Source organism: Paraburkholderia terricola (assembly GCF_900142195.1).
Lineage (GTDB): Bacteria > Pseudomonadota > Gammaproteobacteria > Burkholderiales > Burkholderiaceae > Paraburkholderia > Paraburkholderia terricola.
In genome coordinates this window covers 1-24,862 of the sequence record NZ_FRAB01000015.1, presented here as the reverse complement: position 1 = coordinate 24,862, position 24,862 = coordinate 1, and the positions used below count along the sequence as shown (strand labels likewise).

The following is a 24,862-nucleotide window of genomic DNA, read 5'->3' as shown; positions in this document are numbered from 1 at the left end:
GCTCGCGCGCCGGCCGCGTCCCGCGGCGGCTTACTTGACGTGCACCGTGATGGTCTTGCTCATGCCGGGGCCGTAAGAACGATGCGCGCCGTCGCCGAATTGCAGCGTCAGCGTGTGGTCGCCCGGCGGCAGCGTCACGTCGGTCTCGGTTTGGCCCTTGCCGAAGTGCAGCGATTTGTCGTTGGCGGGAATGACCTCGCCCTTGGGCAGCGCCTTGCCGTCGATCAGCAGATGATGATGGCCGGTGCCTTCCGTCATCGTGCCGGCCGGCGCGATCTTCATGCCGTCGACGCCGAACACCACGTGTACGGGATTCGTGACGCTCGCGCCGTCCGCCGGTTGGACGAAAGACACGCCCTCCGCCTGCGCCACGCCCGATACGGCAAGCAACCCGGCCAACGCGAAACCGGCCAACCATTTGTTCTTCAACATCGTTTTTCTCCTTTTTTGCCAAACGAAATCATGCGCGGGCCATGCCGGCGACGATTGCTGGACCGCTCGCCCGGAGGTCGATCGTCGCAGTGCAGGCTGGGCGCCCGGCGCGCGCCGGCCGAAAGCTCGGCTGCGAGTCAGAGCATACACGGTGTGTGTGACCAGGGCCTTTCAGCGGGCTTGGGCGCATTGCCGCAATGCCGCATGGGCAAACAACGGCCCGCTTGACGAATTCCGGTAATATTGCGGGTCGCCGCCATGCCCAAAAAAGGGGCAGACTTGGCGGATCATTGCATTGAACCAAAGAAGAGTGCGTCGTGAGCGAAGTAATAGAAGTGACTGAATACAAAAGCTGGGTCTGCCTGATTTGCGGCTGGATCTACAACGAGGAAGAGGGTCTGCCCGAAGAAGGCATCGCGCCGGGTACGCGCTTCGCCGCGATTCCCGAGGATTGGCGCTGCCCGCTGTGCGACGTCGGAAAAGCGGAGTTCGCGGTGGTGGAATTCTGAGCCGGCTTGATTGAGGCGGCCGGACGCTGTGTTGTGTAGGCGTCGGCGTGGTTTGCACGGCCCGGCGGGCGATGCCCGCTGGGCCGTTTGTTTTGCGGGGCTGGCGTTCTTCGCAGCCAGCCTCCTCGAATTTAGGTGCTTGACATAGTCTGCGCTCGCTGGCGACTTTGAGTCGCCGATCACTGCGGACCTTGTCCGACAACCGGATTGCGATGATTGTTTTGGTTTGGTCCTTCTCCCTGTAGTTCAGGGAGTGGAATGACAGGTGCGAAGCCCTGTCAGATAGAGATTGCTACCACTGCTGTGTAGCAAATCAAATCTGTAGCACGTAAAACTCCCTCCTTTCCGAGTGCCGGGGTCGACTATTCCGCGGTCATGGCTTTGGCGCTCGTCTGATGAGAATCGGCCAATTCTGGCCGCTCATCCATTCACTCTCGCAGAGGTTTGGACGTCGGCTTTGTCGCCGACGACTGCCGTTCGTTCAGCCATGATAATTCGGGATGCGTCGTCCTTGCGGCCCCTCGGTTTTCGGAATAGCCGTACGCCGGCGATCAGAGACTGCATCGTCCCCGCCTTGTGCGTTTGCGTCGCGTTTCTAGGTTGACGTCGCGTTATGGCTTTCTCCCAAATCCGCTCAAGTGATAACGTATCGGTTTTCTTAGAAATTACCGGGCTTGCCGGTTCTATGCGCAAATGAAAGTGTCGTCATATTCGGGGGATTTGCCTTTCGCATATAGGATGGCCAAGCACATTCCAAGGCAGAAAATTGGGATTGAGGAAGCCTATCGCTCCATTAGAAACCGATTACGCAAATACAGCGCGTCGTCAATTATCGATGCGGCGTTGCTCATCCTCTGGAACCCTCCGACAGATCGCCTCAAAGAGATAAGGAGTGCGCCCTGGCTGACGCTGCTTATCGTCAAGTGGGCGCTGCAGGATGGCCTCGTCAACTTGCGCCTCGGTCCGCCCATACCCATGGACGAGATGAACCGGATCAGGCAGGAACTGTGGGACATGCCGGAGACGGTGCGGGATGATACTGCGCCGAAGAACATCTTCTTGATGCTGCGCAAGCTGATGCACGCACAGGTCGAGTTTCAGCGTCCGGAAAGCCGTGGTTTCATGCGGTGGCCAGCGCTTTATGCGCGGATACCGGAGAACCGGAAGGAGCGCGGACAATTCCGAAACGCTTTCGGCATGGAACCAGACGTGTTTATGGTTCTCTCCTTCGCGCTTTACGCCGCTGTTCTTGACGGCAACCTGCCGTTGAGGCGCGACTGGATGCTGCCCTTGCGCGAGACGTATGGCGCATGTGTCGACGGGATCTACGAAATTTTTTCCCGTAACATCGCCAGTCTGCGCGACGAATTGCGGAAAGACGCGGCACAGAAGATCCATGGTATGGCAGAGCTTTACGAGTTGCCGTACGTGAAGAGGTTTCCGCTAGTACAACTGCGCGATGGGAGCGTGCACTGCTGGCACCGACTCGTTTTCGCCCGGGGTATCGAGGAGATCGTGCATCTTCGGCTTTCCGACCTGTACGGCGAGGAATACACGCGATCTTTCAGCCGAGTGTTTGAGGACTACGTTACCGAGCTAGCCATCGAGTCTGGCGTGTCTCTGATGACCGAGGCTGCCTACAAGGAAATTGCTGGTGGCCACGCACCAGCCGTCGAGGCCGTAATCGATGGCGACGGCGACTGCAATATCCTCGTCGAAGCCAAGATGAGTCTGTTCGCTGACGACGTGCTCTTGCAAGACAGCTCGATCGTCGCGCATCGGAAGACCAAGCGAGTGCGAGACGCGATCACGCAGGGGTGGAAGGTCGGTGGGCTCATCCGGGACAATCCGGTGTTCGGCGAGCGGTTTCAAAAGCAACAGGATTTCTTGCTGGTCGTGACCAGTCGTGAGTTATATGTTGGGGGTGGTGAAATGCTACAACGACTCTATCCAGCAGACGAGTTTGGCTACCCGGACCACGATGCAGCGCGCCGCTTGCCTTTGTCCAACGTGTTCGTAATGGGAATCGAGGAATTCGAGCGAGTGATGGGGTGCGTGCGGATAGGCGAAGTCAAACTGCCTGACCTGCTTCGTGAAGCTGCGCTGGCCAACCAGGACGGCCGCACATCCCGCATGTTCTTTAGCGACTTCCTGAAGGGATACGTGAAGGAGTGGACGCTTCCTTCCATACTGGAGAAGGCACAAGATCAGGTGCAAGAAAAAATCAGGGCGGCGTTGAGCGGGCGAGAGTAGGCGCGAACAGCAGCATTGAGTCTATGTAACGAAAGCGGAAGTCGCGGAACTGCATTCGGGCTGTCGTCAAGACGCCGCGGTCGTTAGCCAAGATGCTTTTTAACGGTAATGTCGCTGACCTTGCGATCATCTCCGTTGATCTAAGACCAAGGCGGCACTGAACGGACATCGCCCGTCGTCTTCTGCCATCGAGTCGTGAGCGGCAGAGCCGGACATATAAGACATGTAATGTCCCTTCCGTCCGATATCATGGCTGCCATGTGACTCATGTGCTTCCTTTGAATTTCGACGATGGAGAAGCAAAGCGTTTTATCGTCCGAGCAGCGATCGCTGTCGATGGGGCCACAAACAGAGCCATCCGTCGTATCGTCTTGGCGCATGGCGAGGGGAAATCTGTCCCGCCTACGATGAATCAGCTTTAACGCGCCATCGCGCTATAGCGCCTCAAAAAATATGATTTCGGTCAGACGGGAGACAGACGGTGAGGAGTGGCCAACCGCGCTCAGCAACGCCGGAGAGAGTCGCGGTCATCCGGCTCCCTTATCGAACTGTCGGTGCCCCGCTCTGCATCGCGCGCTCCCGTGTGATATTAGCTCTCTACAAGAATAGCTTTGTCAACCTTACCGGCTAATAAACTGGCCAATACCATATGCTCGGCCGCTTCTTTTTGCGTGAAGCCATTGATGGTGCTATGTGCTAAAGGATTGCGAACCCCAACATACGCGCCGGTGAATATGTTAATAAAACCCTTTTGTTCGCTTCTGCCGGACTCGGTATCAAGCGTGCTCAAAATGAGCTTCGCTCCTTCGAGCTTGAAAACTTCGGTCACAAGTGCCTGGCCGTCCAACTGGCTCTGTGTCCGCGCCCTAATGTAATCAAATACGGCCGTCACCGACGTTTCCACTGCCTGTCTGAAATGATTCGTTACATAGAAATCCCAAGCGCGGTTAGCGATGATCGGATGAAGAAGGTCGTAGAGCGCTATGTTTGGGTCGTGTTGCTCCACGCGCGCTGCGCTTAATTTTATTCGTGCTGCTTCGCGAAGCGGCATGAGGTCGATCGTTATAAAATCCAAGTAGTCACTTTGATCCGAAAAATCGATCCGCCGCATTGTTTCTCGTGACCATCTGTAGGGAGGCATCTGTTCGTGCCACACGTCCAAGAAGTCGTCAAACATCTTGCGTACGTCTGGATAAGCTTTCACGGCGCGAAGAAAGTGCCCGCGGCCGGGCTTGTCAAGTCCCGCTTCGCGGCCCCACACAAAGCACGCCCGCTCAATCGCATCGAGTTTGTCGGATGTTCTTGTGTACCAGTCGAGTGCTGCACTGTCCATTTGTAGAGTCGGCATTGGCAAAACGCTTAGTTTATCAATGACTCGACGCGTAAGGTTTCTGTGACACTACACCGAACTCGAACGGCCGGCCGCTCGTCTGCGGAACGGCGGTGCAATGGACATAGGCGGGTTCAGCGACGATGCGAACGGCAATCAAGTGTCAAAGTTACAGCCCGCGTGGACCAGAGCAGGTGCTTGTCTCCGGCGCGAGTTGGTCGTTCTGTCGGGTAGAGCAGGTTAACAGTGGCAACCCTCTCGGGGATAAGGTATCTGCGGGCGTCGCAAGAGTGATGGACTTCCGTCTGGTGCGCGGTGGGTTGACGCTTGAGTCTGTGCTTGTTGCCAGCGATCTTGAATGCGGATAAGCAACTATGTCCGCTACGAAGATTCGGATTCGTCGCGCGTGGCCGTCGGCTACGGTTGCCACATCGGACGTTCACTTTCGATGACAGCGTAGGTCCGCTTAGGGTCGAACCGAGCCGTTGAAAGTCACCTTGCCGGTTTTTCCCCGGCGGCGACAGTTCAATAGGGAGGAGTTGACGCACAAATTCATTAATTTGGTGTCGGTCCAGTGACGGAATAGGAGAGATGCCTACAGTCCGCATGCGCGCATATAAATTTTCACGCATTTAATCTTCATGTCAGCCCTCCTCTTTGTCATTGAACTTACCCTGCCGAAATCGCCGCGTCGCCAGATCCAGACCTGGCGCGGCTATCGCAGGATGGAGTTCGCACCACTGACATCGAGGCTGAACCTGTGCGTGTTATTACGAAAGAACTAACAGTTCCAGCGCAGCCGGGGTATTCGCGAGAGTCCCCGTCCACGAGAATTGCGTGCTGTTCCCTGAGCAATGGTATATCACCGTCGAATCCGCACCCTGTTGAGATGTCCGCAACACAAATCCTTGCTTTTCCGTCAGAGACTCCTGCACGTGGTCCGATATTAGTTTAATAACCAATGAGAATTCGCTTTTATCCTTAATTTGCGTAAACTCGTTGCAAATTTGATTGAATTTTGTTTGGTCCATTTCGTCCAATCCAAGAAATTTAGTTTGATCGCCAGCTTAAATCCGAAGAAGGCTCTTTTAAAATAATCCGGCTGATTTTCTGAATTTAAAAGGGTCCGCCGTGCAACTTCTGTGGCGCCAGGAATGAACCCCTTCGATTGCAGAGACTAGCGTATTCGCACAACAATATGAGCCTATTCGAGTTGATAACTTGCAAGTTGATGACAAGAGGTCTAGGAACTTTTGGCAAGGATTCCCGCGCGGTTCACACCGTCGTCGAGCCTGATTTGTCTGGCCGCCAGCAGGAAGTCGAGACGAATCACCGCGAAGCGCGCGACCGTGTAGATATAGGCCAGGTTGCACGCCGTATGGTCGCGCTCCGGCGCCGCGAAGTTGCGTGCGCTCGCACGATCATCGGCCGCGACCCTGTCGGTCTGCACCTGAATGGCCGGATGTCGGCTCGCCAGAAAGCAGTCTAGCGGTGCTACAGGGACCGCGATCGAGCCTGCGCCGCTCGATCGCCTGCGGCCGCGCAGCAATGGAAATGATTGCTCTATTGAAGGTCGCGGGTGTCGTCGACCTTTGTGATTTTCCAGGCATCCCCCTGTTTGCGGAGAAACACCAACACACTGACCTTGTCCGTCGATCCAAAGGTAACGGGCACGACCGCAACATCGTCGAGCATCACAGCGGGGCGCGTTGCGATATTGGCAGCCCAATCGTGCTCGTCGTAGTCCTGCACCTTGGTGAAATAGTCGCTATCGCCCGGCAGCCGATTATGGTGATAGGCGTTGCGCAGCTTGTCGGCCGTCGCTTTGGCTACGTACGTATAAATCCCTTTGTCCATCAACGGATAGACATCATTCGATTGCCGCTTGATGTACCAGGCGTAGAACGCTTTCGTGCTTGCATCAGGCGTGACGCTATCCGCGAGCGCGGCCTGCTGCAAAAACATTCCGCACACGAGCAGCCATACCGACACAGAGAATGTGAATATCTTCTTCATGGTGGGCCCTAGTTGTACCGGTAGGTCTTGTGTGAGGGCTGTGCCTGTCGATAGGCAGGCCCCGGATAGAAGCCTTGCGCGCCGGAATGCGTTTGTTTGAAATCAGATACCCAGATCGAGCCGTCAAAAATCGCCATGTGCCCGGCGGGGTGTCCGGGCGCCGGTTGTATCACGACCACGTCGCCTTTCTGCGGCGATCCGGTTGTTTCCCGAAAGCCAACCGCTTGCAAAAGCGGGCCGTAGTCCTTGGCGAAGTGCGCGTGGTGCAGCGAGAGGCCGCCGGCTTCTATCGCCTTGCGCACGTACCTTGCACAGTTGCCGGTGCTGTGGGATTGCGCGTGATCGTCTGCGTAGCTAGCGGCGACGGATTTATCGAATGGCATTCTGTCTCCTGTGAGGAAAGGAAGCGCGGTGGAACGCTACCACACGAGAGGCGCTGAAATCGTCAGAAATGATTCGAAATCGGTCCGCGCCCGCGAAGTTATGCGGGCTGGATTACAGCAACGACAGCCGCCGCTTCGACCTTGATAATCAGGCCGCTTTCACTAGCTTCAACCGTCCTTTCTTCGCGACCTGAGCCGGGTCGAGATTGGTGTATCGCTTCAGATTGCGCCAGCCCTTGTGCGCGGTCACGGCGGCCACTTCTGGTCGATGCCGCTGCAGTATGTAGTGCTCGTTCGATTTCGGCACCACTGCGCGCTTTGAATCGGCGCGCGCCTGTCGGTATTTTCCTGACGAGCTCCCCCACGGTCACGGTGGCCGCGTCGACCGCGTTGTGCCCCTTGTCGATCTCGGCTTCCCTCTCCCGCGCCCAAGCCTCCGCAGCGGATTCAGTTTTGAACGTTTTTGCTATACTCTGCCCTCGCTTGCGTACCTGGGCACGCCAGCGACTGCCCACCGGCAGGATCGAAGCCATGTGCTTAACCCGTCTGGAAACTGACGCAGTGCCAGATCATTTGCTACAGGATCGACCTGTAGCAAAAAGTGCAGCGAAGACTGCTATACACTGGGTTCACAGGCTGTCACGGCGCTTCATTTAGGAAGAAGCAGAAAAGCCGGAAAGCCTACGGGATAAGGCCGAAGCCAATAGCAGCAAGGCTACGGTTTTCGCATCGCCAATATCCATCTCCCTGTAGTTCAATGGATAGAACAAGTGCCTCCTAAGCGCTAGATACAGGTTCGATTCCTGTCAGGGGGACCAATAAAAGGCTTAGAAGCCTTTATTTGAAAGGGCTCGCAGCGATTTTGGCGTGAATTTGGCGTAATCGCGCCGCAACTCTCGACGCCGGCCGACTGCAGATAGCAGTCGAAGTCGCCCGGGTCTAGGAGTCCGGCTGAAGCCCCAAACTCGACCGGCATCGGCATCGGCCGAACTCAGTGTATCGCGGCCCCAAGCCTGCAACGTTGTGTTCGGGTATAATGGCGCGTTGTAGTAGTTTTGACGACACTCTGCTTAACTTGAGCATTTCGGAGCAGACGAGACGGCGTTAGATTCGTTACGGCGATTATGATGTTCGGAAAGTATTACTCCTGCGAACTTCTTCGCCCTGCCGTTCGTTAAAGCAAGCGATATAATCTTTACCATCCGACGGGGATGTCACTTGATTGTGACACTTCGGGGCACTCAACGCATGACGGTGGCATCTGCCAATGTTGTGTTCGGATAGCTAGGCGACGTTTGGTGTGGCCCGCCTTTGCTTTGGGAGCGTTCTCCGCCCAAAGTGGATGATCAGGAGATAGCTCTACCGCCTGACGAGCGCTGGCACGCATGGCCAATCGGTCAATTTGCCGGGAGCGATTTGGAGTCAGTCACCTCCGCTGCGATGAACCTCGGAGCTTCGCGGCTGCTGGTATTCCGAACCGACACAGATCACCTCATGCAGTACTGCATGAGGTGTTCGCACTTCTGGGCGAAGCAAATGTCATCCCAAAGCCTCAGTGATGCCGAGATTCAAGCTGTCAAGCAAGCCTTGATCACACGTCGTTCCGAAAAGGGCGACCTGCTGCTCGGTGCTCAACTTGGACAACTAATCGCCAAAACGATTGCTCCGCGCCTGCTCCGTGATCTCCCGATACTGCGAGATTTGGCTGAAGATGAATTCAGGGAACTCGTCGAACTCGTCCCTGACGCCTTATCTACTGCAGACGTCCAGTACCGCATCATTGCAGACCAAACGCCTGTATCGCTTACCCATCAAGATTTGAAGTCCGTTTCAGGCCCCGAGCTCTGGAAGTTCTTCTCCAACCCGAATCAATCGTGCTCATTGGCCATCGAGCCAGCAGCCGGCATCATCTATGTTGCACCTCTAAGGGCGATTTTCCCGGTGGGTCTACAAAAGTTTGAACGGATGGATAGCGAGGACTATCGCGTCCTGGCCGGTCAGTTTGCCGCGCAGCAGGACTCTCCGCTTCGAGAAAAACTCGAAAAGTGCTTGGTTGAACCCCATTACTATGATCTTTGGATCGCTGCGTTGCGGGCTGCTAGTTCGCCGGAACGCAAGCTCCTTAAAATATGGGAGATCCTGCGGACCGAACACATTGCTAAGCGCCTTGGCGAGCGCCTGACCATCGCAGGGGTTTCTGTAGCTTTGCAAGCCGAAATCATTTCCGCAGCTCGCGCTCGGAAGAAGCCGGCTACGCAACAAGTTATCGCGCAAGAAACTGCGCCTGCATCAATTGTTCACCCGTGGTCCGCTCCTCACACTGCCGATGCTGTAACCGATAATGAGGCGCTAGAGCGGCTCCGTGAGATCGTTCACGCCTCGGTGGACCGCATGAGCATCACCGAACTTCGAGAAGTGCGCATTCCCGCGGGCATCCTCCTCGACGTCGCTCAGCAAAAGCGCAGCTAAGAGCGATTCTGAATGCGCCGCTTGGTGATAGTCTGCCGCCCGCAGGATTCCGCAGACATTCGTGCGCGGGTCCGAGAGTACGCTCATCCTGGCGTCGTGGACGCATTCGTCGCGATCAAGGAGGTCGACGTAGATGTCGCCGATTCGCGCGACACCGCACTGGAAATTATGAACGAGGGGCATTCGACTCGAGTTCCATCGGGAGCGACAAATCCCCAACCGTTCGTAGCTGCCACGAAAGAGATCGGCAATTTCCTGAAAATGGGGAAGTCCGCGTACGGAATCCATTACGAGGAGCACGCGGCTACCAAGCTTCGCAAGCTCGCGGGTAATAGGAAGGAGTGCCTCGTATGGGATCTTCTGCAAACCTGCGGACTCACCGTCGTTCCCGCCGCCGCCTACATGCTGCGGACGTATGCGCATACCAGTCACGTCATTGATGCATCTGCCATCAACAGTTGGATCGGACAGTTTCGCAAGCTCAAGGTCGAAAAATACGGCTTGGCGATCCTCAGGCAGATTCGACTTATGGAGCAGTCGGTCTTGGGCACTCTTCTTGCTGACGCGCAAATCCCGGACGGGGCGGCGATCTGTGTCAACCGAGACGCGACGACTAGCGGCAAGAGTGAAGCGGTCGTGTCTAATCTTGTGCTCAAGCGTGCGGCTGGAGGCAAGGTGTTCGACTCGCCGAAGGACGCGGTGGACGCAGGCCATACAAAAATTGCAATTTTTGAGGATGGCCTCTGGACCGCAACCGAGCTGATCGGTGTTTTGCAAAGCATGCTTGGAATGCGCACCGCACGCGAGAAAACACCCGCCCTTACCGACTTGAGTCGGATCGGTGAGCTGGACTTCACGCTGGTCTTTGGCGTCGCTACCGACTACGGGCTCGCGTGTCTCGACCTATTTCTCCGCGAGAACAACCTCTCGAACATCAGGGTAATCGCCGGCCAAAAGGTATCGGTTACTGGAGAGGTGGATGTGCTGGCAGCATTCTCCTCCACTGGGGCGACAACGGCTGAGTTGCGCCGTCTGGGCCCACCCGCAGAAATTATCCGACCTGCTGTCTTTTCTGCAACCGCGCTGACGAGCCCCCAGGAGGCTGACATGAAGGCTTTCTGCGAAGATGTCGGGCGACAGCTCTTCGTTAACTACATCCAGATCATGAAAGAACGTCGGCCCGACTACAAGGACTGGCCAGCTGAGAAACTGGATCGATGCAGTCTCGGGATGTGGGGTTTCGGAATGACATTCGCTTTCGCTCACTCGGTCCCGAAAGCTTCGTTACCGCTGCTGTGGTCCGAAGGTGAGGTAACTTGGCGCGGCGCAACGGTTTCAAAGTGGACGCCACTGTTCCCGAATGTGATCTGAAGTACGGCACCAAAGCAAATTCACCTCGTTTGAGCTGATATGGCTGCCACTTATGAGCAGCGAGCGACACGGTTCTACTTATCTGGTGGTCCTAATTTTCAACCCTAGACTGGAGCCGCGCAGAAAGTTGGAATGCACTACGGGTAGGAGCGGTGTAGCCCCCTAACTTTGGATCACCGCTCGGTGCTTAGTTGCGGCATACCAGCCATCTTTAACCTGCGGCTGTCGCCCTGAAATGGTCATTCACGGAAAAGTGTCGATTGGCTGCTCTTGGCCGAGAGCACGTCTCGAAAATTTTCCCGGGCGCCCCCGTCGAATGCCACGGGCGGCCGGCCGTTACTCCGGCTGCTGTGTCCGCGCCACTGTGTCGGGCGATTTTTCCGACCATACGCTGGCGAGTGATGCGCACCTTCACACCTGCGGTGCAGGCACCCGTGGGTTTGATCATTGTGCCCCTATTCGCGCCAGCATGGCATGGAGGGGCTCATCGCCGTTGACGCAAATTGAAAATCATCGAGCGGACCTCCTGCCGCCGCCTGATGCTCCGCTGCTACGGCACAGCTTCTGGTGGGTTTCCGCAAGCTCAGTGACACCGGGCATTCAAACGACGATCGCCCCGTAGTTGATGCCGACATAACAACGCATCGCGGCTTGCAACTCTGAGTCGCCCAGCCAGTACCGGCCGTCCTCGGACCTTACCCCGCCCGGCGTTATTGACCCAACACACGCCACCGCCTGAACTCCCAACTCGGCGTCGTGGATCATCCCGACGACGATGCGCTCACGCTCGATAATCGGCTGCGCCAACGCGGGATCCATTGAAAACCGAGGCACACGTTGCGCCGAACCCTGCATGGCGATATCGGTGTTACGCTGCTCGACCTGGGCTACCCAGTAGTCGAGGTGCGATCCGGACAGTTCGTCGACGAGCATCGTTTCATCTCCTTCGGCCATTTTTTTGCCACTCTTCAATCATGCGCTTTCGCTGCGCGGTGAATTCCTGCTGGCGTGGCGTAGGCGGATCGGTCAGGCACGGCTCCGCATCCAGCTCCCGTTCGAAGCACTCCCATACCGAGCCCGCCAGATGTGGACGGCCGTTGTCGGCGATCATCTTCCGAACCTGATCGGCGCGCATGATCATCGCGCGCAGCCTGTGTATCTCCCTGAGCAGCGTCAACACCGCGGGCGTCGGATCCCGGTCGTAAATCTCGGCCAGTTCTGCGGCAGTGAGGGGGCGACGGGGACGCATGGTCGTTGGTTTCGACACCTGTATGGATGTACAGTATATCGGGGATTCTGCCGGTTGCATCTGGCACTATCATTGGAAAGTCCACTGGAGGTATTCCATGTGCTATTCGGCCCAGATTGAGGCGGACTACCGGAAGTACGTCAGGATGTTCGGCGCTGCGATGAGCCTGCGCGCGTTCGTGGATCTGTACTGGAGACGCAATGGCAGCAACCTTAAAACGCCGATGGCAATGGACGCGGCGTTTTCCGATGCCGGGACCGAAGAAGAGCGGCGCATCCGGGCGCTGATTGCCGAATATAACGCGTGGTCGAAAACGGCACTCGAGGAGGAACTGCTCCGGCAGCGAGCCAGGCTCGCCGACGCCGAACGTGCGCTTGAAAAGAAGCCGACCAGGGCGGCCACCGAAAGCAGGCGGATCGCGACCGGCAGGATCGACGCTGCAGTGCGCCGTCTGGCTGACCTCGCGCGCACCGTCCCGGTAGAGGCAGATTCACGGATCTATCCCGGCTGGTACGCGCCGGTCCTGATCGTTCAGGACGGTCAGCGCGTTGTGGTGCCGATGCGTTACCGCTGCCGGCTACCTGGCTGGACCGAGCAGATGGAGAAGGACAAGCCGGGCACGTACAACGCCCGGCTGGACAGCCTGAAACACGTATGGGCGAAGCTGTTTGGCCACAACCACGGCATCCTGCTCGCCAACCGGTTCTACGAGAACGTCAGGCGCGACGGGAAGAATGTTGTCATTCAGTTCGACCCGTCACCGCCACAACCGCTGCTCCTCGCCTGCCTGTGGGCGCGCACGGCGATACCGGGCGAACCCGATCTGTGGTCGTTTGCCGCGATCACCGATGACCCGCCGCCGGAAGTCGCCGCAGCCGGTCACGACCGCTGCATCATTCCAATCAGGCCGGCCAACCTCGACGCGTGGCTCAGTCCTGATCCGTCCAACCTCGCGGAGCAATACGCCATTCTTGACGACCGGGAACGGCCCTATTACGGGCATCGCGCGACGGCATGAACCGCCGCCGGCTTGTCGTCACGGATCGCATGTAAGACGGGACTTTGAACGGCTCAGTACGACCCGGAGCGGTCCTTTGATCGCAGCAGGCGACCGACCGGCTTACACCTGAGAGCAGCCGTTGGATAGCAGGAAAGCGAGTCGCAGTATTACTTTAGGGCTCGTGCTTACGCGTACTTCGCACGCAGACAGACAGTTCCGGCACAATTTGGTCGACCGCGCTCGTACTTGCGAACCCTGCGCAATCGCGCAGATAAGACGCAGCACGCCATCGCATCCCGCAAGAACAACGATGGACGGAGCGTCGTAGCTGTTCGAGCTCAATCATTGATCCACCGAACATCAGTCGCCTAATGCAGACTCGCTGAATTCTTTGAAACGAGCAACAAAGCGTCCCAAGGATGAGCGGAGTAAGAAGTCAAGTCCAAAAGCTTTCTCGACTTCCTGTCAGTTCAGTGTGCGTGCGTCCCGGGACTTAGGCGTCAAATTCTACTTGTACCACTCGGCCTTGATGGACGCGAAATCCACGTCCTTCCATTCCTGCTTCCAGAGCTGCCAATACGGAATGTCGTTAGAGGATGGTGCGTCGGCGCAAGGGTCAATTTGGACGATTGACGGAAGAATAATGGATTCACCTACCAGTAGTGCCTCACCTTGGCGGAAAGACGTCATCTTATCAATCAGCGAACCGAGTGAGTCCGGAAGCAGTTTCTTCACATACCCTTGATCCGTTGGATTTGTAAGGCGCATAGCAATGAAGTTGCTACATTGAGAGAAGATCGTTTCCGATATCTCGGATGGTCGTTGGCTGGCGAGCAACAAGGTGACGCCGTACTTCCGTCCTTCCTTTGCGATCCGCTCTATGGAGACTTTGGACGAACGGTACTTTGATAGGTCGCTGTTTGGCACGTACTTGTGAGCCTCCTCGTACACCAACAGGATAGGAACATCGTTGTTAATCTTCTCACTGGGGTTGTTGGCGTAACGCAGACGTTTGTAGATGTACCCATACTCGAATACGAGGCGTGATATGAGCGAGACCGTGATGCTTAGCACCTCGAATGGAACCCCGCTGAGATCAAGGACGGTTACGTTCGATTTATTTGTCGACGGGTAACCGAGAAGCGTTTGGAGCGTTTCCTCGAACGTAATACTTTGCGACTTCTCGCCCAAGAAAAAGTCGAGCCTGCTGTCATTGACCTTGTTCTCAAGCCGGTTCACGAAGTTGGTCAGCTTTCCGTATAGACTGCCTTGCGTATACTTTGGCTGCCCGGCCTTTTCCTTATTGCTGGACGCGTAAACTTCCCCTGAATCGATCATCTCTTCGTTCTTCATGATCGCGTACGCAAGCACCTCTTTGATATCGAACTGGATAGGCGTGTCCAAGTGAATCTTTTGTTTTTCGGTTTCTGAGCCGGGGAACTTCGCGCGGCGGTCACGGATAATCGCTTCCTTGAAGATATTCCTCTGGTTGTGGTCGTTGGCTTCGGTGTCGAGGAAAAACTCCTCCAACTCTTCGCTGTTCAGCATCCAGTACGGCAAGACAAGATTCGAGATGTCGATGTGGTTTGCGGAAGGGAACGCTGACTTGTACTCCGAGTGAATGTCGAAAACGATGACGTGTGAGTTGTTGAGTGAGAAATTGCCGTCCTTTCCTGCTACTGCTTTTTGGATGATGGTAGCTAGAGTATGCGACTTGCCCGAGCCGGTAGAGCCGACCACAGCGATGTGTTTGTTGAAGAATTTGTTTCCGTTGACAGGAACGGGGATGTTAGTGTTCGACGCCAAGGTCGCAAAGCGAAACCTTTCGCTTTCGGAAACTGAGTCTTCGTAAATCTTTTTGATATCGGCGATGGTCGCGGGTTGGACTTCCTTCGGCGGGATCGCGAGCGAATCGCCGCCACGTTCAAATTTTCCGTCCCTCATGATGCCAAGCGGAAAGGCTTCGATGATGTGATCGCGCTTCCCGTCCGCGCTAACAGCGATCTGGAAGTTTTCGATAATGGCTATGAGGACCGCATTCTCATTGTCTGCAATCTTTACGTAGGAGCCGACCTTCAGCGACTCTTCCGCCAGCTTGAAATCTTCGAGATCGTCCACGACGATGCGTACCTTGTCGGGGAAAACGGCGATCACTTGGGCGTTGATTTGCTCTTCCTGTGCGTTTGTCATGCTCATGCGCCTGGGGGTTAGATGATGGATTTGATGTCCGACAGTTGCTCTACTTGAATCTTGACATGCCGGACCGCAGACTTGTCGTAGTGGAAGTAACTGCTGCCGAGGTGAAACTGGTAGATGCGTCGGGTCTTGGTGATTGCGTCCACGGTTTGTTCGACGTCGGCCAAGGTGTTCAGGACCTTGATCTTTATCCCGTTGCCATGCGTCGCTTTCTGCGTGATTGAGTGATAGTCGAAATCCGCTCCTTGAAAGTCGTGACCATCAATGAGCTTGAATCCTTCCGTGCTGAGCTCTCTCTTCAGCGCAAGCAACTCGCCGTCTGGTAGGCCCTGAACATGAACGTACGGGCAAAAGGGGGACGGCTCCCTTTTAGACAGCTTGGCCCACTTTCTGGAAAGCTCAAAAAGGAGGTCCTTGAGGTCCCTCCGGACATACGAGTTGGCGTCTGCCTCGATCAGGAAGAAACGCTCATACGGCGACACGTTCAGCTCCGTAAAGTATTCTCTGCGGAGCGCGGCAAGATGTGTCTTCTTGCCCTTCTTGTCGACGAACCACTCGTTAAACAAAATCGTGGAGGTGTCGACTCTTGCCAAGAACTCCTTCTTTGTGATTGTCCGGTCGGCCGGTACTGCCTGAATCGCGAGCTCGCGGATAACAGCCAGCGCGTTGTTGTAGTAGAAATATTCGGCCGAGAACGGCGTCGCTCCGAAGATCACTCGGACGGCGTCGAGCACTTCGCGATATTGTTCGTCAAACTCCTTCGCCCTAACGTCGATGGTAATGCGTTTCAGGAATTCTTTAAGGTCGGCATCGGAAAGGCCAAGTTCAGAATGGTGGTAGCGGGTAACCTTGCTAGCGCCCTTTCCCTCCGAGTAGGTGAGAAAATGTTTTTTCAGAAAATCGACATCGATGCCATCATCTAGCTTATCCTGACCTGCGGCGTAGTGACCCCTAATGGAGTAACAAATCTTTGGTTTCGTTCCGACCAAACTTTCCTTGAAGTGGGACACCATGTGCTTTACTGCATCTTTGATTGCAGAGTGGTTGTATTCCGTCTTCGCGTAATACTTGCATTGGGTAGCCGTCACCTCAGTTGCGGTTCGAATGTCGATGTCTTCGACACATTCGATCTCGATCGAATCCTCCGGTGAGGTTAGTCGCAAGACGCTGAGGATCGTCAGATCGAACTGGTAAAAATACCCCCTAATGGTGTCGACGGCGCTTCTGTCAGTCATGGCAGATTCAATCAATAATCGTTACGTTCAAAATGAGCGCCAATTGACATTCGCCACCGCAAACTCGCATGACGCATTTTTGACAATCGACGTAAGCTCGGGGTGGCCGGCCAGCGCCCAATCGATATCGTGAGATTATATTGTTTAACCATTATTTGATAGGATTTCGTCGCTATTTATTTAATGCTCGCGAACGCACTTTTTCCACGTCGCTTGTCACACGCGACGGCAGGCCCCGTGTCTTCTTTCCCTTTCTCAGCGTCATGCGTGGCTAAAGGGTCGACCGTTTGCTGGCGACGTTATAGCAGACATCACTTGGATCGAATGACCGAAACGCGTCGGGATCCCGTCAAACGTCTCCGCCGAACGAGCGTCGCTTCAGGGCCGGAAGCTGAAGATCGGGCCGACTAATGAAGCACCGCATCACCCATATTGATCACGCTCCCCGGACTCCGAGCAAACTCAGAATAACCAGAAATATCCCAAACCGGACGGAGCGATTCAGGCTGTTATTCGACTCATGCTACATTCATCAGCCAAAACTTCGAGAGGTTATGCGGTATGGGTTTTGCAATCATACGGGAAGGCGACTCTACCTCGCACGGGGGACGCGTGCTCGCGTGTACCGCGACGAACTTGGTGGACGGTCGCCCTCTTGCTCTTCTGGGTGACATGGTCTCGTGCCCCAAGTGTGGTGGCGTCTACCCGATCGTTGATGTCAAACGCATGGGAATGACGTTCGACGGGCGCCCGGTCGCGTTCGAGGGCGACAAAACCGCATGCGGTGCCTCGCTTATTGCCACGCAATCGACGGCCACGGCATCCCCCACGAGCGGCCCCGGTGGGTCTGCCGGCGGCGTCAAGAGCGAGGCGTACCAACCGAACGATGCCACGTCGAAAGCCTCTTACCGTGGACGCTTTCAGGTACTGGACGACAACACTCGTCAACCGGTGAGCGGACATCCATACACTATGACCGCAGCGGATGGCCGGACGGTGCAGGGCACGACCGATAGCAATGGTTTCACCGACTGGCTCGACGGCCACGAGGCATCGTCGCTCACGTTCAGCCATCCCGGGAGCGAGGGCGAGGCATGAGCGGCTACACGCCCAGCTCCGCAAACGGCGGGATGGCTGCAGGCGACGGGCAAACCACCCAGGTGGGATTGAACGGACGTCTGTCGCCCAAAGACAAGAAAGTCTTGTGCGACGCGATGTGCAAGTGCAACCGCATCGGGGTTGCCACCGCCGATGGCAAAATACGCAAGCAATCTTGCGTCGCGCAGCGGCTGAACGCGGCCAACGCCGTGTCCACTGCCATGACCGGTACCCCTACGGAATACCGGCCGGAGGTCTCTTACGATATGCGCCCCGTGCCGCCGTCACCACCGATACCGATCATGAGTTCGACGAGCCCCCTCGAGTCGCACTCGTTCATTCCGGCATGGATCGGAAAATACTGGCCGGGTGGAAACGACGCCTATCAGGAGGTGAAAGGGCAAGGCAATATTCGACGTCCCGATGTAGTGATCGTCAACGACCCATCGCTACCTCCCGAGCAATCCAACATTCGGACCGTTGTAGAAATGAAGTTCCCGCCCGACGACATGAACAGAGGACAGCGGACCGATTACATTCGGATCGCTGGCAGCTCGAAGAAGTTTGTGACAATGACTCCGGCAGATTGCGAGTGCGGCGACGATGAGTCGGACGAGCAGCCCGCGCAGTCAACACAGTCACAGTCAGCAAAGGACATTTTTGGATTGGACCTGCCCGGTGGATCGGGTAGCTCGCTACCCCCTGCCCTGCCACCGTTGCCGCCCATCCCAGCATTCCCCTGATCAACACGATGACAAACGAAGAACTTGCAGCCTGGGCCAACGATCCACGACGATCAGACACCCTGCCCTTTGGACTTCTTGAACCGCGTTACCAGAAAGGCATTGTAGGCGCAGCCCTGGTCGTGCGGGGCGTACTGTATTTTCGCGACGGCCATACATCGGCGGTACGCCAGGCGCTAGCCGGCTGTTTCGGGCAGTACCAGACCGAGATCGAGACATATCAACGCCTGGTTGACGAGGCCGCCGGTCATGCGCCATCAAGGACTGTGCCGCTGCACTGGTTCTATCAGGATGGCAAGCAACCCGTCGCGTTCGAGAAAGCGCCCGGTTTCGATCGAGTGGTCCAAACCGTCTCTGCCGACGAGGTGTTTTCAGTGACGATCACCAGCGCCGATCACAAACTTGCAACGGGCTTCTTTGAATTCTCTGTCTTTTGCATCGACACGTGGCAATCAAAGGTTGGTGGCGGCGGCCTGGACGCCCTCGTTTTCACGGTACCGAGACGCTTCCTGGAGTTGCGCCCTGGCACATTTCAGACGCTGTTTTCGGATTTTTCCAACGCTGTGCCGACCGTGCATGGGCACGCCGGGTATGCCGTCAACGTTCCCCCCATGGGTCGCGAACCGAACGAGGCGAGCGAATATTTCCTGGCACAGCGGTATGGGCCTGGTCTGGACGTCGGTGATCCGATGCGGACGGACGTGCGCGATATGACCGATCGCATCAAAACAGTGGATTGGCTCACCGCGCTTGATGCAGAACTGCTGCAAAAAGTTGGCGGCCCCCAAAAGCTGCCGCTCCCGCCTGACTGGTTCGGGCGTCGTTCGTTTGGAGACGGCGGTCTGATCATTCAAGCCGGTGCCGCGCCTCAAACCGGCGTATCAGCAGGCCCAGGCAAGCCCCCGGCACCGCCGCCCGCTTACGTCCTACTCAATGAAGCGCTGCGCCCCATCGTCGCCACGACGGCCGACGCCCTGCAGGACGGAACGTTGAGCAGCACTGAGCCGTTGCTCAGTACGACCCTCGCCAGCGAATCCTGGCTGCGCCGCCTCGACATACCGCCAGAGCAGATCCCCGCGCAGTGGGTCGAGCTCCATAAGACGCCGAAGCTGGCCAGTTCGGACTGACTTGACACGCTGAAGGGCTAACGACGTTGGAACCGCAGTCGGGGTATGCGCCATTGCCCGAATCCGCGCAAAAGTACTGACGGGGAACTCGCTTACGCACGGTCGCCCGTCACTGAAGCCGGCGGTCGTTCGGCAAATCAGAAAAGCCCTGCCGGTTGTGCCGCATCATCCCAGCTGAAAATAATCACCTCCTTCCGCGCGGCCTCGCGCCCTCCACCGCCCACGGTGTACCTGATGTCCACCGTCTCAATGTGAAATCCGTCGAACGCCCGACGGATGTCCGGATGATCATTGAGGCTCACGATCGCCCTGCCCTTCAGCGATCGCAGGCGGGTAGCCATCTCGACGTATTCGGAAAACGGAAACGGCACGCCGTAGCCTTCCGTCTCCCAGTAGGGCGGATCCAGATAGAACAGCGTGTGCGGCCGGTCGTACTTGTCGATGCACGCCTTCCAGTCGAGCCGTTCGACGAACGTGTTGGACAGGCGCAGGTGTGCGGCCGACAGCGTCTCCTCGAGCCGCAGCAGGTTCAGCCCCGGTGGTGTGGTCGTCGCCGTGCCGAACGACTGCCCTTCGATCTTGCCGCCGAAGCAGTTCTGCTGCAGGTAGTAGAAGCGGGCTGCCCGCTGGATATCGGTGAGCGTTTCCGGGATCGTGTCCTGCAGCCATCTGAACACCTGCCGGCTGGTGAGTGCCCACTTGAACTGGCGCACGAACTCCTCAAGGTGATGCTGCACGACACGATACAGGTTCACCAGCTCGCCGTTGATGTCATTGATTACCTCGACCTTCGCTGGCGGTCGCATGAAGTACAGCGCGGCCCCACCCGCGAAGACCTCGACGTAACAGTCATGTTCGGGAAACCGCGGAATCAGGTGGTCCGCGAGGCGGCGCTTGCCGCCGATCCATGGAACGATAGGATTTGCCATATCTGGAATTGCCTTTTCTTTTTTAAGTTAGAATTCGGCCCGCCTACCGGTAGGTGTCAGGGCCCTGGCTAATTCACTGGCTACTTCAGTGGAAAGGTGGCGTCGGGAATGCGCGAACATGCCTGACGTCGCCCTGTCTTCTCCCGCGCGGTGATGCGCGGTCAAAGTGACTTTGGCCGCCCACGATGGACGGCTACATGAGTGGTGTGCTGTGGAGAAGGCGACCTATCGTCCTTCGTCCTCGCCGGGCAGTTGCGCCCGCGAGACCACCGTATCCGGCGACACCGCGAACTGCGTAATCGCCGCAGCCTGCCTGTCCGCACGCGACGACGACCCGAAGAAATACTCCTTCGAGCCGAGCACCATCGCGATCAGAATCCCGAACAGCGTATCGAGCGCGCGCATCACGCCGTCATCGAGCCGGATCTGTCTGGCCGCCAGCAGGAACTCGAGGCCAATCACCGCAAAGAGCGCGACCGTATACATATAGGCCAGATTGCGCGCCGTATGGTCATGCTCCGCCGCCGCAAAGTTGCGTGCGCTCGCGCGATCGTCGGCCGCCACCCGGTCGGCCTGCACCAGGATGCCGGCCATGTTCTCCGCGTGCGTGAAGCCGGCCTGCCGCATCTTCAGCGCGAAGTCGTCGTCGGCCTGTTTCAGCGCCAGTAACTGCTCGGGCGTGATCTGCTGACCGGTCAGCGCGGCCTTGACAGCGTCCACTGAGCCATCGGCCAGACCGAGCTTGCCGGCGATCGCCGACGCAGCCATTGCCGCAATACCGGGTACGCCGCCCGTCAAGGCCGTGACGAGCCACGGCGCAACCGTTTTCAGGACATCCATCATGCGCTCACCCCCAATGCCCGGTTGAGCTGCCAGCCGTATTCGAACGTCTCGTTCTCGACACGCTTTTCGGCACACTCGATGTAATAGACCGACTGCTGCGCGGTCACCATGCCAAGCAGCACCCGATGCCCGTCCGCACCGCGCACGGCCAGAAACGCCTTGAGCGCCGCGATCGTCATGGCGCCGATGCCACCGTCGGTGGCGATATCGGCAAAGGCACGCTGGTTCTGATTCAGCACATTCAGCGCGCGCTGCAGGAAGCGCACGCCGGTCGCCGGCCCGGCGTTCACGCCGATGTCGAACAGCTTCTCCGCGAGCGCCGGCGAGACCGCGTCGACCAGATCGAACTTCGGCTGCTGCCAGTAGCGGCTGCGATAGATCTGCGCGGCGGTCGCGCGCGGCATGTCGCGCATCGCGCCGGCATAGCCGAACGCGCGGGCGACCGCAGCCGTCACGCCCCACATCGTCTCGCCGCCGGCATCAAGCGCATTGTTCGAGTAGCCGCCCTCGCGGCCGATCAGCGCATCGATTTTTTCGTCAAGTGTCATTGTTTGGTTCCCTGTCTGGTTTCTCTTGTCATGGTCTGTTCCAGCACCTCGAGGCGCTGCTGCTGCAACCGGTTGAGGATGTCGCCTTCGTTGATGTGGGTGAACACCCACACGATCGAGCCGACGAGGAAGGTCTGGACGATGCCGAGCACAATCCCGAGCACCCACATCGCGCCCCTCGCCGTGTTCTTCATCGCCGCGACCCGGTCGTCGACGCCGCCGATCTGCGCTTCGAGCGCATCGCGTTCCTTCTTTCCCTCGTCGACACGCGCCCACAGCAGCTCGATGTCCTTGCGCGCGTTCTGGTTGTGGATCGACATCTGCGCGAGCGCCCGGTCGAGCGCGGCGACCGGCTGCACCGATGTCTTGATGTCCTCGAGGCTTGCCGCGACGCTGCGCAGCTGCTCGCCGAAACGCGCGATCTGCACCGCCAGATCGTTGTTGTGCTGTTCACCCATCGGGCCGTCCGTTAATAAAAAAAAACGCCTCGCGTCCCCTATGCGGGCGCGGGCGGTCTGTGGTGATGCTGGTGGTGATCTTCTGTCGGTCAGTGCGGCGGCGCCGGCACCACGAGACTGATCTTCCTGCCCTTCTTCTTCCCGTGCCCGACCTTCGCCTTGCCCCGGTTGCCGGCGTTCAGCTCGACCTGTGTTTCCCAGCTTCGCCCCGCATACGTGTTCGTTACCGACTCGATCAGGAAATCGCCGTCCGCCTCCTTCTTGAAGCCCCTGAGCGTCACCGTCTTCTCGGCCGCGAAGTCCGCCCGGCCGGTCATCGTCATCGTGCTTTTCGCGGTATGGTGATTCAGCTTTTGGAGGCGGGCGTTCGCGGCGGCTTTCGCGGCCTCGGCGCTTGCGAATGCATGCCGCTCGGTGTGCACTGCGGAGGCGCCGGGCGGCGCATCCGGGTTCGGGATCGTCAGATCGATCTTCCTGCCGGACTTCGCGTCATGCACCTTCGTGCGCACCGCGACGAAACTCGCGCGGTCGGGAAACGTGATCTCGTAGTCGAGCAGCATGTCGGGCGTGAGCGTGATCGCGGGCAGCGGCTTGCCGCTCACGCTCCGGCCGGCGCCGCGACCCGCGACGATCAGCCTGCCCGCCTTCACGGTCGCCGTGGCGCCATGCTGCCGCGCGAGCCGCGTGATGAAGTGCAGATCGCTCTCGCCGAACTGGTCGGCACGCGGCACCGGCGCGTCGACGCTGCATGCAGCCGTCCACCGGTTGCGGCGGGCGACGTCACCGACAATGTCCGCGAGCTTCACGTTCTCCCAGCTGCCGTACCGGTGCGTCTTCACGGTCGCGCGCATGTTCGCGGGCTTGCCACGGATCACCACCGATGCGGGTGGCCCCTTGAGCGCGATTTCGTCGACCGCGTACTCACCGAGGAACGACAGGCCCCTGCCGCTCCAGCCGAGCGAGATTTTGAGCGTCGCACCTTTGGGCGGAAACTGGATCCTGCCGTCGCGATCGTCGAGCTCGATCTCGCACTCGTCCGACTCGAGCCCCGGCCTGTCCACCGTCCGGATGCGCAGCACGCGATCCTGGATCACGCGCGTGATGTCGTCGCCGTTCGCGACGATCTGGAAAATGGCCTGCATGAGTCTTCCCTATGTCCAGAGCTGGACCGGTTCATCGCGCTGCACGTCGCGATCGGGCAGCGTGATGAGGATTCCCGCGGCAAACGGCTGCGTGCGGGCCGCGAGCCCCGGATTCGCCTCGTACACCGCCTCGACCACACCCGCGAGCGCTCCATAGAACGCGTAGCAGAGCTCGTCGAGCACGTCGCCGTCAGAGGTTCTTATAGTCTTCGCCATAGCGGCCGAACTCCAGGCTGAAGGTCTGTTTGCGCGGAGCGCCGTCCGACATCAGCGCCTCCTGCTCCTCGTCGACGCCCTGCAGATACCAGCGGCCGAGCACCTCGCCGTAGCCGGTCGTGAGCTGCACGGGCACCATGCGGTCGCCGATCGCCCTTAGCGCATCGATCTGCCTGGCTCCCGGTCCGGAGGCGGCGAACACCACGCCGGAGAGCGTGATGGTCTCGCCGCCCTGGCTGACCGCCTGCAGCGCCTCCTGCCGGTTCAGGCGCTCCTGCGACGCGACCCTGTACTTCGTGGTGCGCCGCAGCTTGTCGAACGCCGCGGTCGACAGGTTGAAGTGGAACGTGTCGCCGGCATCGGACGTCAGCGTCATCAGGTGGGGCGTCGCGCCCGACGCACCGCCGAGCAGACCCGACAGCAGCGCCCCGGCGCCGGTCGAGGTGGCAAGCGAGGCGGGCGATGGAGCTTCCCTGATGCCCGCCCACGCGTTGAACTTCGTGCGCACGTCACCGAGCGCCGTGTTCACCGAGTCGGCCGCCGACTTCACCAGCGGATGATTCGATGCGGTGGCGATCCTGAGCACGCTGTTAACCGACGACTGCACGGCACTGAAGCTGCGCATCACCGTGCCGACCTTCGGATCGAGATCGCCGGCCACCGACAACGCACTGCCCGCGCCCGAGAGCAGTTCGGCCGCGCTCGTCAGGTTGCCGGTGGCGAGCTTCTGCAGCACCGCCACCGTGTTCGCGCTCGCTGCGCGGTTGCGTTCATACACGCGGCTCATGCTGCGCACGCGTTCGGTCGCGATGCTCGCCTGTGTCGCCGCCTGCGTGATCTGTCGTGTGAAATCCATCCTGCCTCCTACAGATATCTACAGATGGGGGCTGTCGAACATCGCCGAGCGGTTGTTCTTCGCCAGTTCGTCTTTCATCAGGCGCTGCAGCTGCGGCGACACCTTCGTGAGGAAGCGGTCCGCTGCGTCGCTGCCCGGCTCGCCCTGGAACGTGACGTGAAAGACCGGCGCAAAGGTGTTCTGCTGGTCGATCTTCGCCACAGGTTTGTCGGAACCCGGTGCACGCTCGAGCGCCTTCGCTTTCGCGAGCGCTTCGGCCACCGCAGGCGGCTGACCGTCGTTGCGCGAAGCGTTATACGAAAGCGCGAGTTTCGCGATCGCGCCAAGCGCCTTCTCACCCGCGAACGTCCCCAGCGCCCCGCCGGCGAGACCGCCGACCGCCGCACCGACCGGCCCGCCGAACGCGCCGATCATCGCGCCGACCTTCGCACCCAGCACGCCCCCGGCGAGACTGCCGGC

Annotated in this window: 25 protein-coding genes, 1 tRNA gene and 1 pseudogene; 9 read left to right on the top strand and 18 right to left on the bottom strand. The window is 58.3% G+C overall.

The window, feature by feature from the left end; translation table 11 throughout:
• Positions 1–30: 30 nt before the first annotated feature.
• Positions 31–432 carry a DUF4399 domain-containing protein gene (locus tag BUE39_RS15095; RefSeq protein WP_073429475.1) on the bottom strand — a complete coding sequence of 134 codons (402 nt, stop codon included), beginning with the start codon at positions 430–432 and terminating at the stop codon, positions 31–33.
• Between the two features lie 317 nt (positions 433–749).
• Here BUE39_RS15095 and BUE39_RS15090 point away from each other — a divergent pair, with 317 nt between their 5' ends.
• On the top strand, positions 750–941 hold the full coding sequence (locus BUE39_RS15090; RefSeq protein WP_007175738.1) for a rubredoxin: 192 nt from the start codon (positions 750–752) through the stop codon (positions 939–941).
• A gap of 738 nt (positions 942–1,679) precedes the next feature.
• On the top strand, positions 1,680–3,194 hold the full coding sequence (gene gapS1, locus BUE39_RS15085) for a GapS1 family protein (protein ID WP_073429474.1): 1,515 nt from the start codon (positions 1,680–1,682) through the stop codon (positions 3,192–3,194).
• 589 nt (positions 3,195–3,783) lie between these two features.
• On the opposite strand, the gene BUE39_RS15080 is transcribed toward gapS1, so the two are convergent.
• The 5 genes from BUE39_RS15080 to BUE39_RS35470 form a co-directional block, all read right to left on the bottom strand.
• Entirely contained in the window at positions 3,784–4,527 is a 744-nt protein-coding gene (locus BUE39_RS15080) for a TIGR02391 family protein (protein ID WP_073429473.1), read from the bottom strand.
• 1,240 nt (positions 4,528–5,767) lie between these two features.
• Positions 5,768–5,974, bottom strand: a complete 207-nt coding sequence (locus BUE39_RS15070; RefSeq protein WP_073429471.1) for a hypothetical protein — start codon at positions 5,972–5,974, stop codon at positions 5,768–5,770.
• Between the two features lie 113 nt (positions 5,975–6,087).
• Positions 6,088–6,540: a DUF3828 domain-containing protein gene (locus tag BUE39_RS15065; RefSeq protein WP_073429470.1), complete on the bottom strand. Its 453-nt coding sequence runs from the start codon at positions 6,538–6,540 to the stop codon at positions 6,088–6,090.
• 8 nt (positions 6,541–6,548) lie between these two features.
• On the bottom strand, positions 6,549–6,923 hold the full coding sequence (locus BUE39_RS15060; RefSeq protein ID WP_073429469.1) for a CHAP domain-containing protein: 375 nt from the start codon (positions 6,921–6,923) through the stop codon (positions 6,549–6,551).
• A gap of 98 nt (positions 6,924–7,021) precedes the next feature.
• Entirely contained in the window at positions 7,022–7,456 is a 435-nt protein-coding gene (locus BUE39_RS35470) for a hypothetical protein (RefSeq protein WP_235004880.1), read from the bottom strand.
• Positions 7,457–7,666: 210 nt separating this feature from the next.
• On the opposite strand from BUE39_RS35470, the gene BUE39_RS15055 reads away from it, so the two are divergent.
• The 3 genes from BUE39_RS15055 (at position 7,667) to BUE39_RS15045 (ending at position 10,763) form a co-directional block, all read left to right on the top strand.
• Positions 7,667–7,741, top strand: a tRNA-Arg gene (locus tag BUE39_RS15055).
• Positions 7,742–8,459: 718 nt separating this feature from the next.
• Positions 8,460–9,392 (top strand): hypothetical protein, encoded by a 933-nt coding sequence (locus BUE39_RS15050; protein ID WP_143031923.1) that lies wholly within the window; start codon positions 8,460–8,462, stop codon positions 9,390–9,392.
• A gap of 96 nt (positions 9,393–9,488) precedes the next feature.
• Positions 9,489–10,763, top strand: coding sequence for a phosphoribosyltransferase-like protein (locus BUE39_RS15045; RefSeq protein WP_090518738.1), 1,275 nt, complete (start codon positions 9,489–9,491; stop codon positions 10,761–10,763).
• Positions 10,764–11,363: 600 nt separating this feature from the next.
• Here the strand turns inward: BUE39_RS15045 and BUE39_RS15040 are convergent.
• Positions 11,364–11,696 (bottom strand): phage protein NinX family protein, encoded by a 333-nt coding sequence (locus tag BUE39_RS15040; RefSeq protein WP_073429466.1) that lies wholly within the window; start codon positions 11,694–11,696, stop codon positions 11,364–11,366.
• Positions 11,697–11,700: 4 nt separating this feature from the next.
• Positions 11,701–12,012, bottom strand: coding sequence for a hypothetical protein (locus BUE39_RS15035; protein WP_073429465.1), 312 nt, complete (start codon positions 12,010–12,012; stop codon positions 11,701–11,703).
• Between the two features lie 97 nt (positions 12,013–12,109).
• On the opposite strand from BUE39_RS15035, the gene BUE39_RS15030 reads away from it, so the two are divergent.
• Positions 12,110–13,030 carry an SOS response-associated peptidase family protein gene (locus tag BUE39_RS15030; protein ID WP_073429464.1) on the top strand — a complete coding sequence of 307 codons (921 nt, stop codon included), beginning with the start codon at positions 12,110–12,112 and terminating at the stop codon, positions 13,028–13,030.
• A 489-nt stretch (positions 13,031–13,519) separates the two neighbouring features.
• Here the strand turns inward: BUE39_RS15030 and BUE39_RS15025 are convergent, their stop codons facing one another.
• Both BUE39_RS15025 and BUE39_RS15020 read right to left on the bottom strand, forming a co-directional pair.
• On the bottom strand, positions 13,520–15,202 hold the full coding sequence (locus BUE39_RS15025) for an ATP-binding protein (protein ID WP_073429579.1): 1,683 nt from the start codon (positions 15,200–15,202) through the stop codon (positions 13,520–13,522).
• Positions 15,203–15,219: 17 nt separating this feature from the next.
• A complete protein-coding gene (locus BUE39_RS15020; RefSeq protein WP_073429463.1) occupies positions 15,220–16,443 on the bottom strand; it encodes a DUF4297 family anti-phage-associated protein in 1,224 nt (407 codons plus the stop codon).
• 561 nt (positions 16,444–17,004) lie between these two features.
• On the opposite strand from BUE39_RS15020, the gene BUE39_RS15015 reads away from it, so the two are divergent.
• From BUE39_RS15015 to BUE39_RS15005, 3 genes are read left to right on the top strand one after another with little or no spacing between them, the layout of a single operon-like run.
• Entirely contained in the window at positions 17,005–17,541 is a 537-nt protein-coding gene (locus BUE39_RS15015; RefSeq protein WP_073429462.1) for a PAAR domain-containing protein, read from the top strand.
• Entirely contained in the window at positions 17,538–18,284 is a 747-nt protein-coding gene (locus tag BUE39_RS15010; RefSeq protein ID WP_073429461.1) for a VRR-NUC domain-containing protein, read from the top strand. The genes BUE39_RS15015 and BUE39_RS15010 overlap by 4 nt, the downstream gene beginning before the upstream one ends.
• A gap of 8 nt (positions 18,285–18,292) precedes the next feature.
• The gene (locus BUE39_RS15005; RefSeq protein WP_073429460.1) at positions 18,293–19,411 is read left to right on the top strand and encodes a type VI immunity family protein; all 1,119 of its coding nucleotides are present in this window, start codon (positions 18,293–18,295) and stop codon (positions 19,409–19,411) included.
• A 137-nt stretch (positions 19,412–19,548) separates the two neighbouring features.
• On the opposite strand, the gene BUE39_RS15000 is transcribed toward BUE39_RS15005, so the two are convergent.
• The 8 genes and pseudogenes from BUE39_RS15000 to BUE39_RS14965 form a co-directional block, all read right to left on the bottom strand.
• Positions 19,549–20,340: a DNA adenine methylase gene (locus tag BUE39_RS15000; protein ID WP_073429459.1), complete on the bottom strand. Its 792-nt coding sequence runs from the start codon at positions 20,338–20,340 to the stop codon at positions 19,549–19,551.
• Positions 20,341–20,565: 225 nt separating this feature from the next.
• Positions 20,566–21,183, bottom strand: coding sequence for a hypothetical protein (locus BUE39_RS14995; protein ID WP_073429458.1), 618 nt, complete (start codon positions 21,181–21,183; stop codon positions 20,566–20,568).
• A complete protein-coding gene (locus BUE39_RS14990; RefSeq protein WP_073429457.1) occupies positions 21,180–21,731 on the bottom strand; it encodes a glycoside hydrolase family 108 protein in 552 nt (183 codons plus the stop codon). The genes BUE39_RS14995 and BUE39_RS14990 overlap by 4 nt, the downstream gene beginning before the upstream one ends.
• Positions 21,728–22,189: a hypothetical protein gene (locus BUE39_RS14985; RefSeq protein WP_073429456.1), complete on the bottom strand. Its 462-nt coding sequence runs from the start codon at positions 22,187–22,189 to the stop codon at positions 21,728–21,730. Before BUE39_RS14985 ends, BUE39_RS14990 begins: the two co-directional genes overlap by 4 nt.
• A gap of 89 nt (positions 22,190–22,278) precedes the next feature.
• Positions 22,279–23,331: a phage late control D family protein gene (locus BUE39_RS14980; RefSeq protein WP_073429455.1), complete on the bottom strand. Its 1,053-nt coding sequence runs from the start codon at positions 23,329–23,331 to the stop codon at positions 22,279–22,281.
• A gap of 9 nt (positions 23,332–23,340) precedes the next feature.
• Complete coding sequence (locus BUE39_RS14975) at positions 23,341–23,547, bottom strand: tail protein X (protein WP_073429578.1); 207 nt, start codon at positions 23,545–23,547, stop codon at positions 23,341–23,343.
• On the bottom strand, positions 23,522–24,403 hold the full coding sequence (locus BUE39_RS14970) for a phage tail protein (protein WP_073429454.1): 882 nt from the start codon (positions 24,401–24,403) through the stop codon (positions 23,522–23,524). Before BUE39_RS14970 ends, BUE39_RS14975 begins: the two co-directional genes overlap by 26 nt.
• An 18-nt stretch (positions 24,404–24,421) precedes the next feature.
• Positions 24,422–24,862: pseudogene (locus BUE39_RS14965) on the bottom strand (phage tail tape measure protein); the annotation flags it as partial.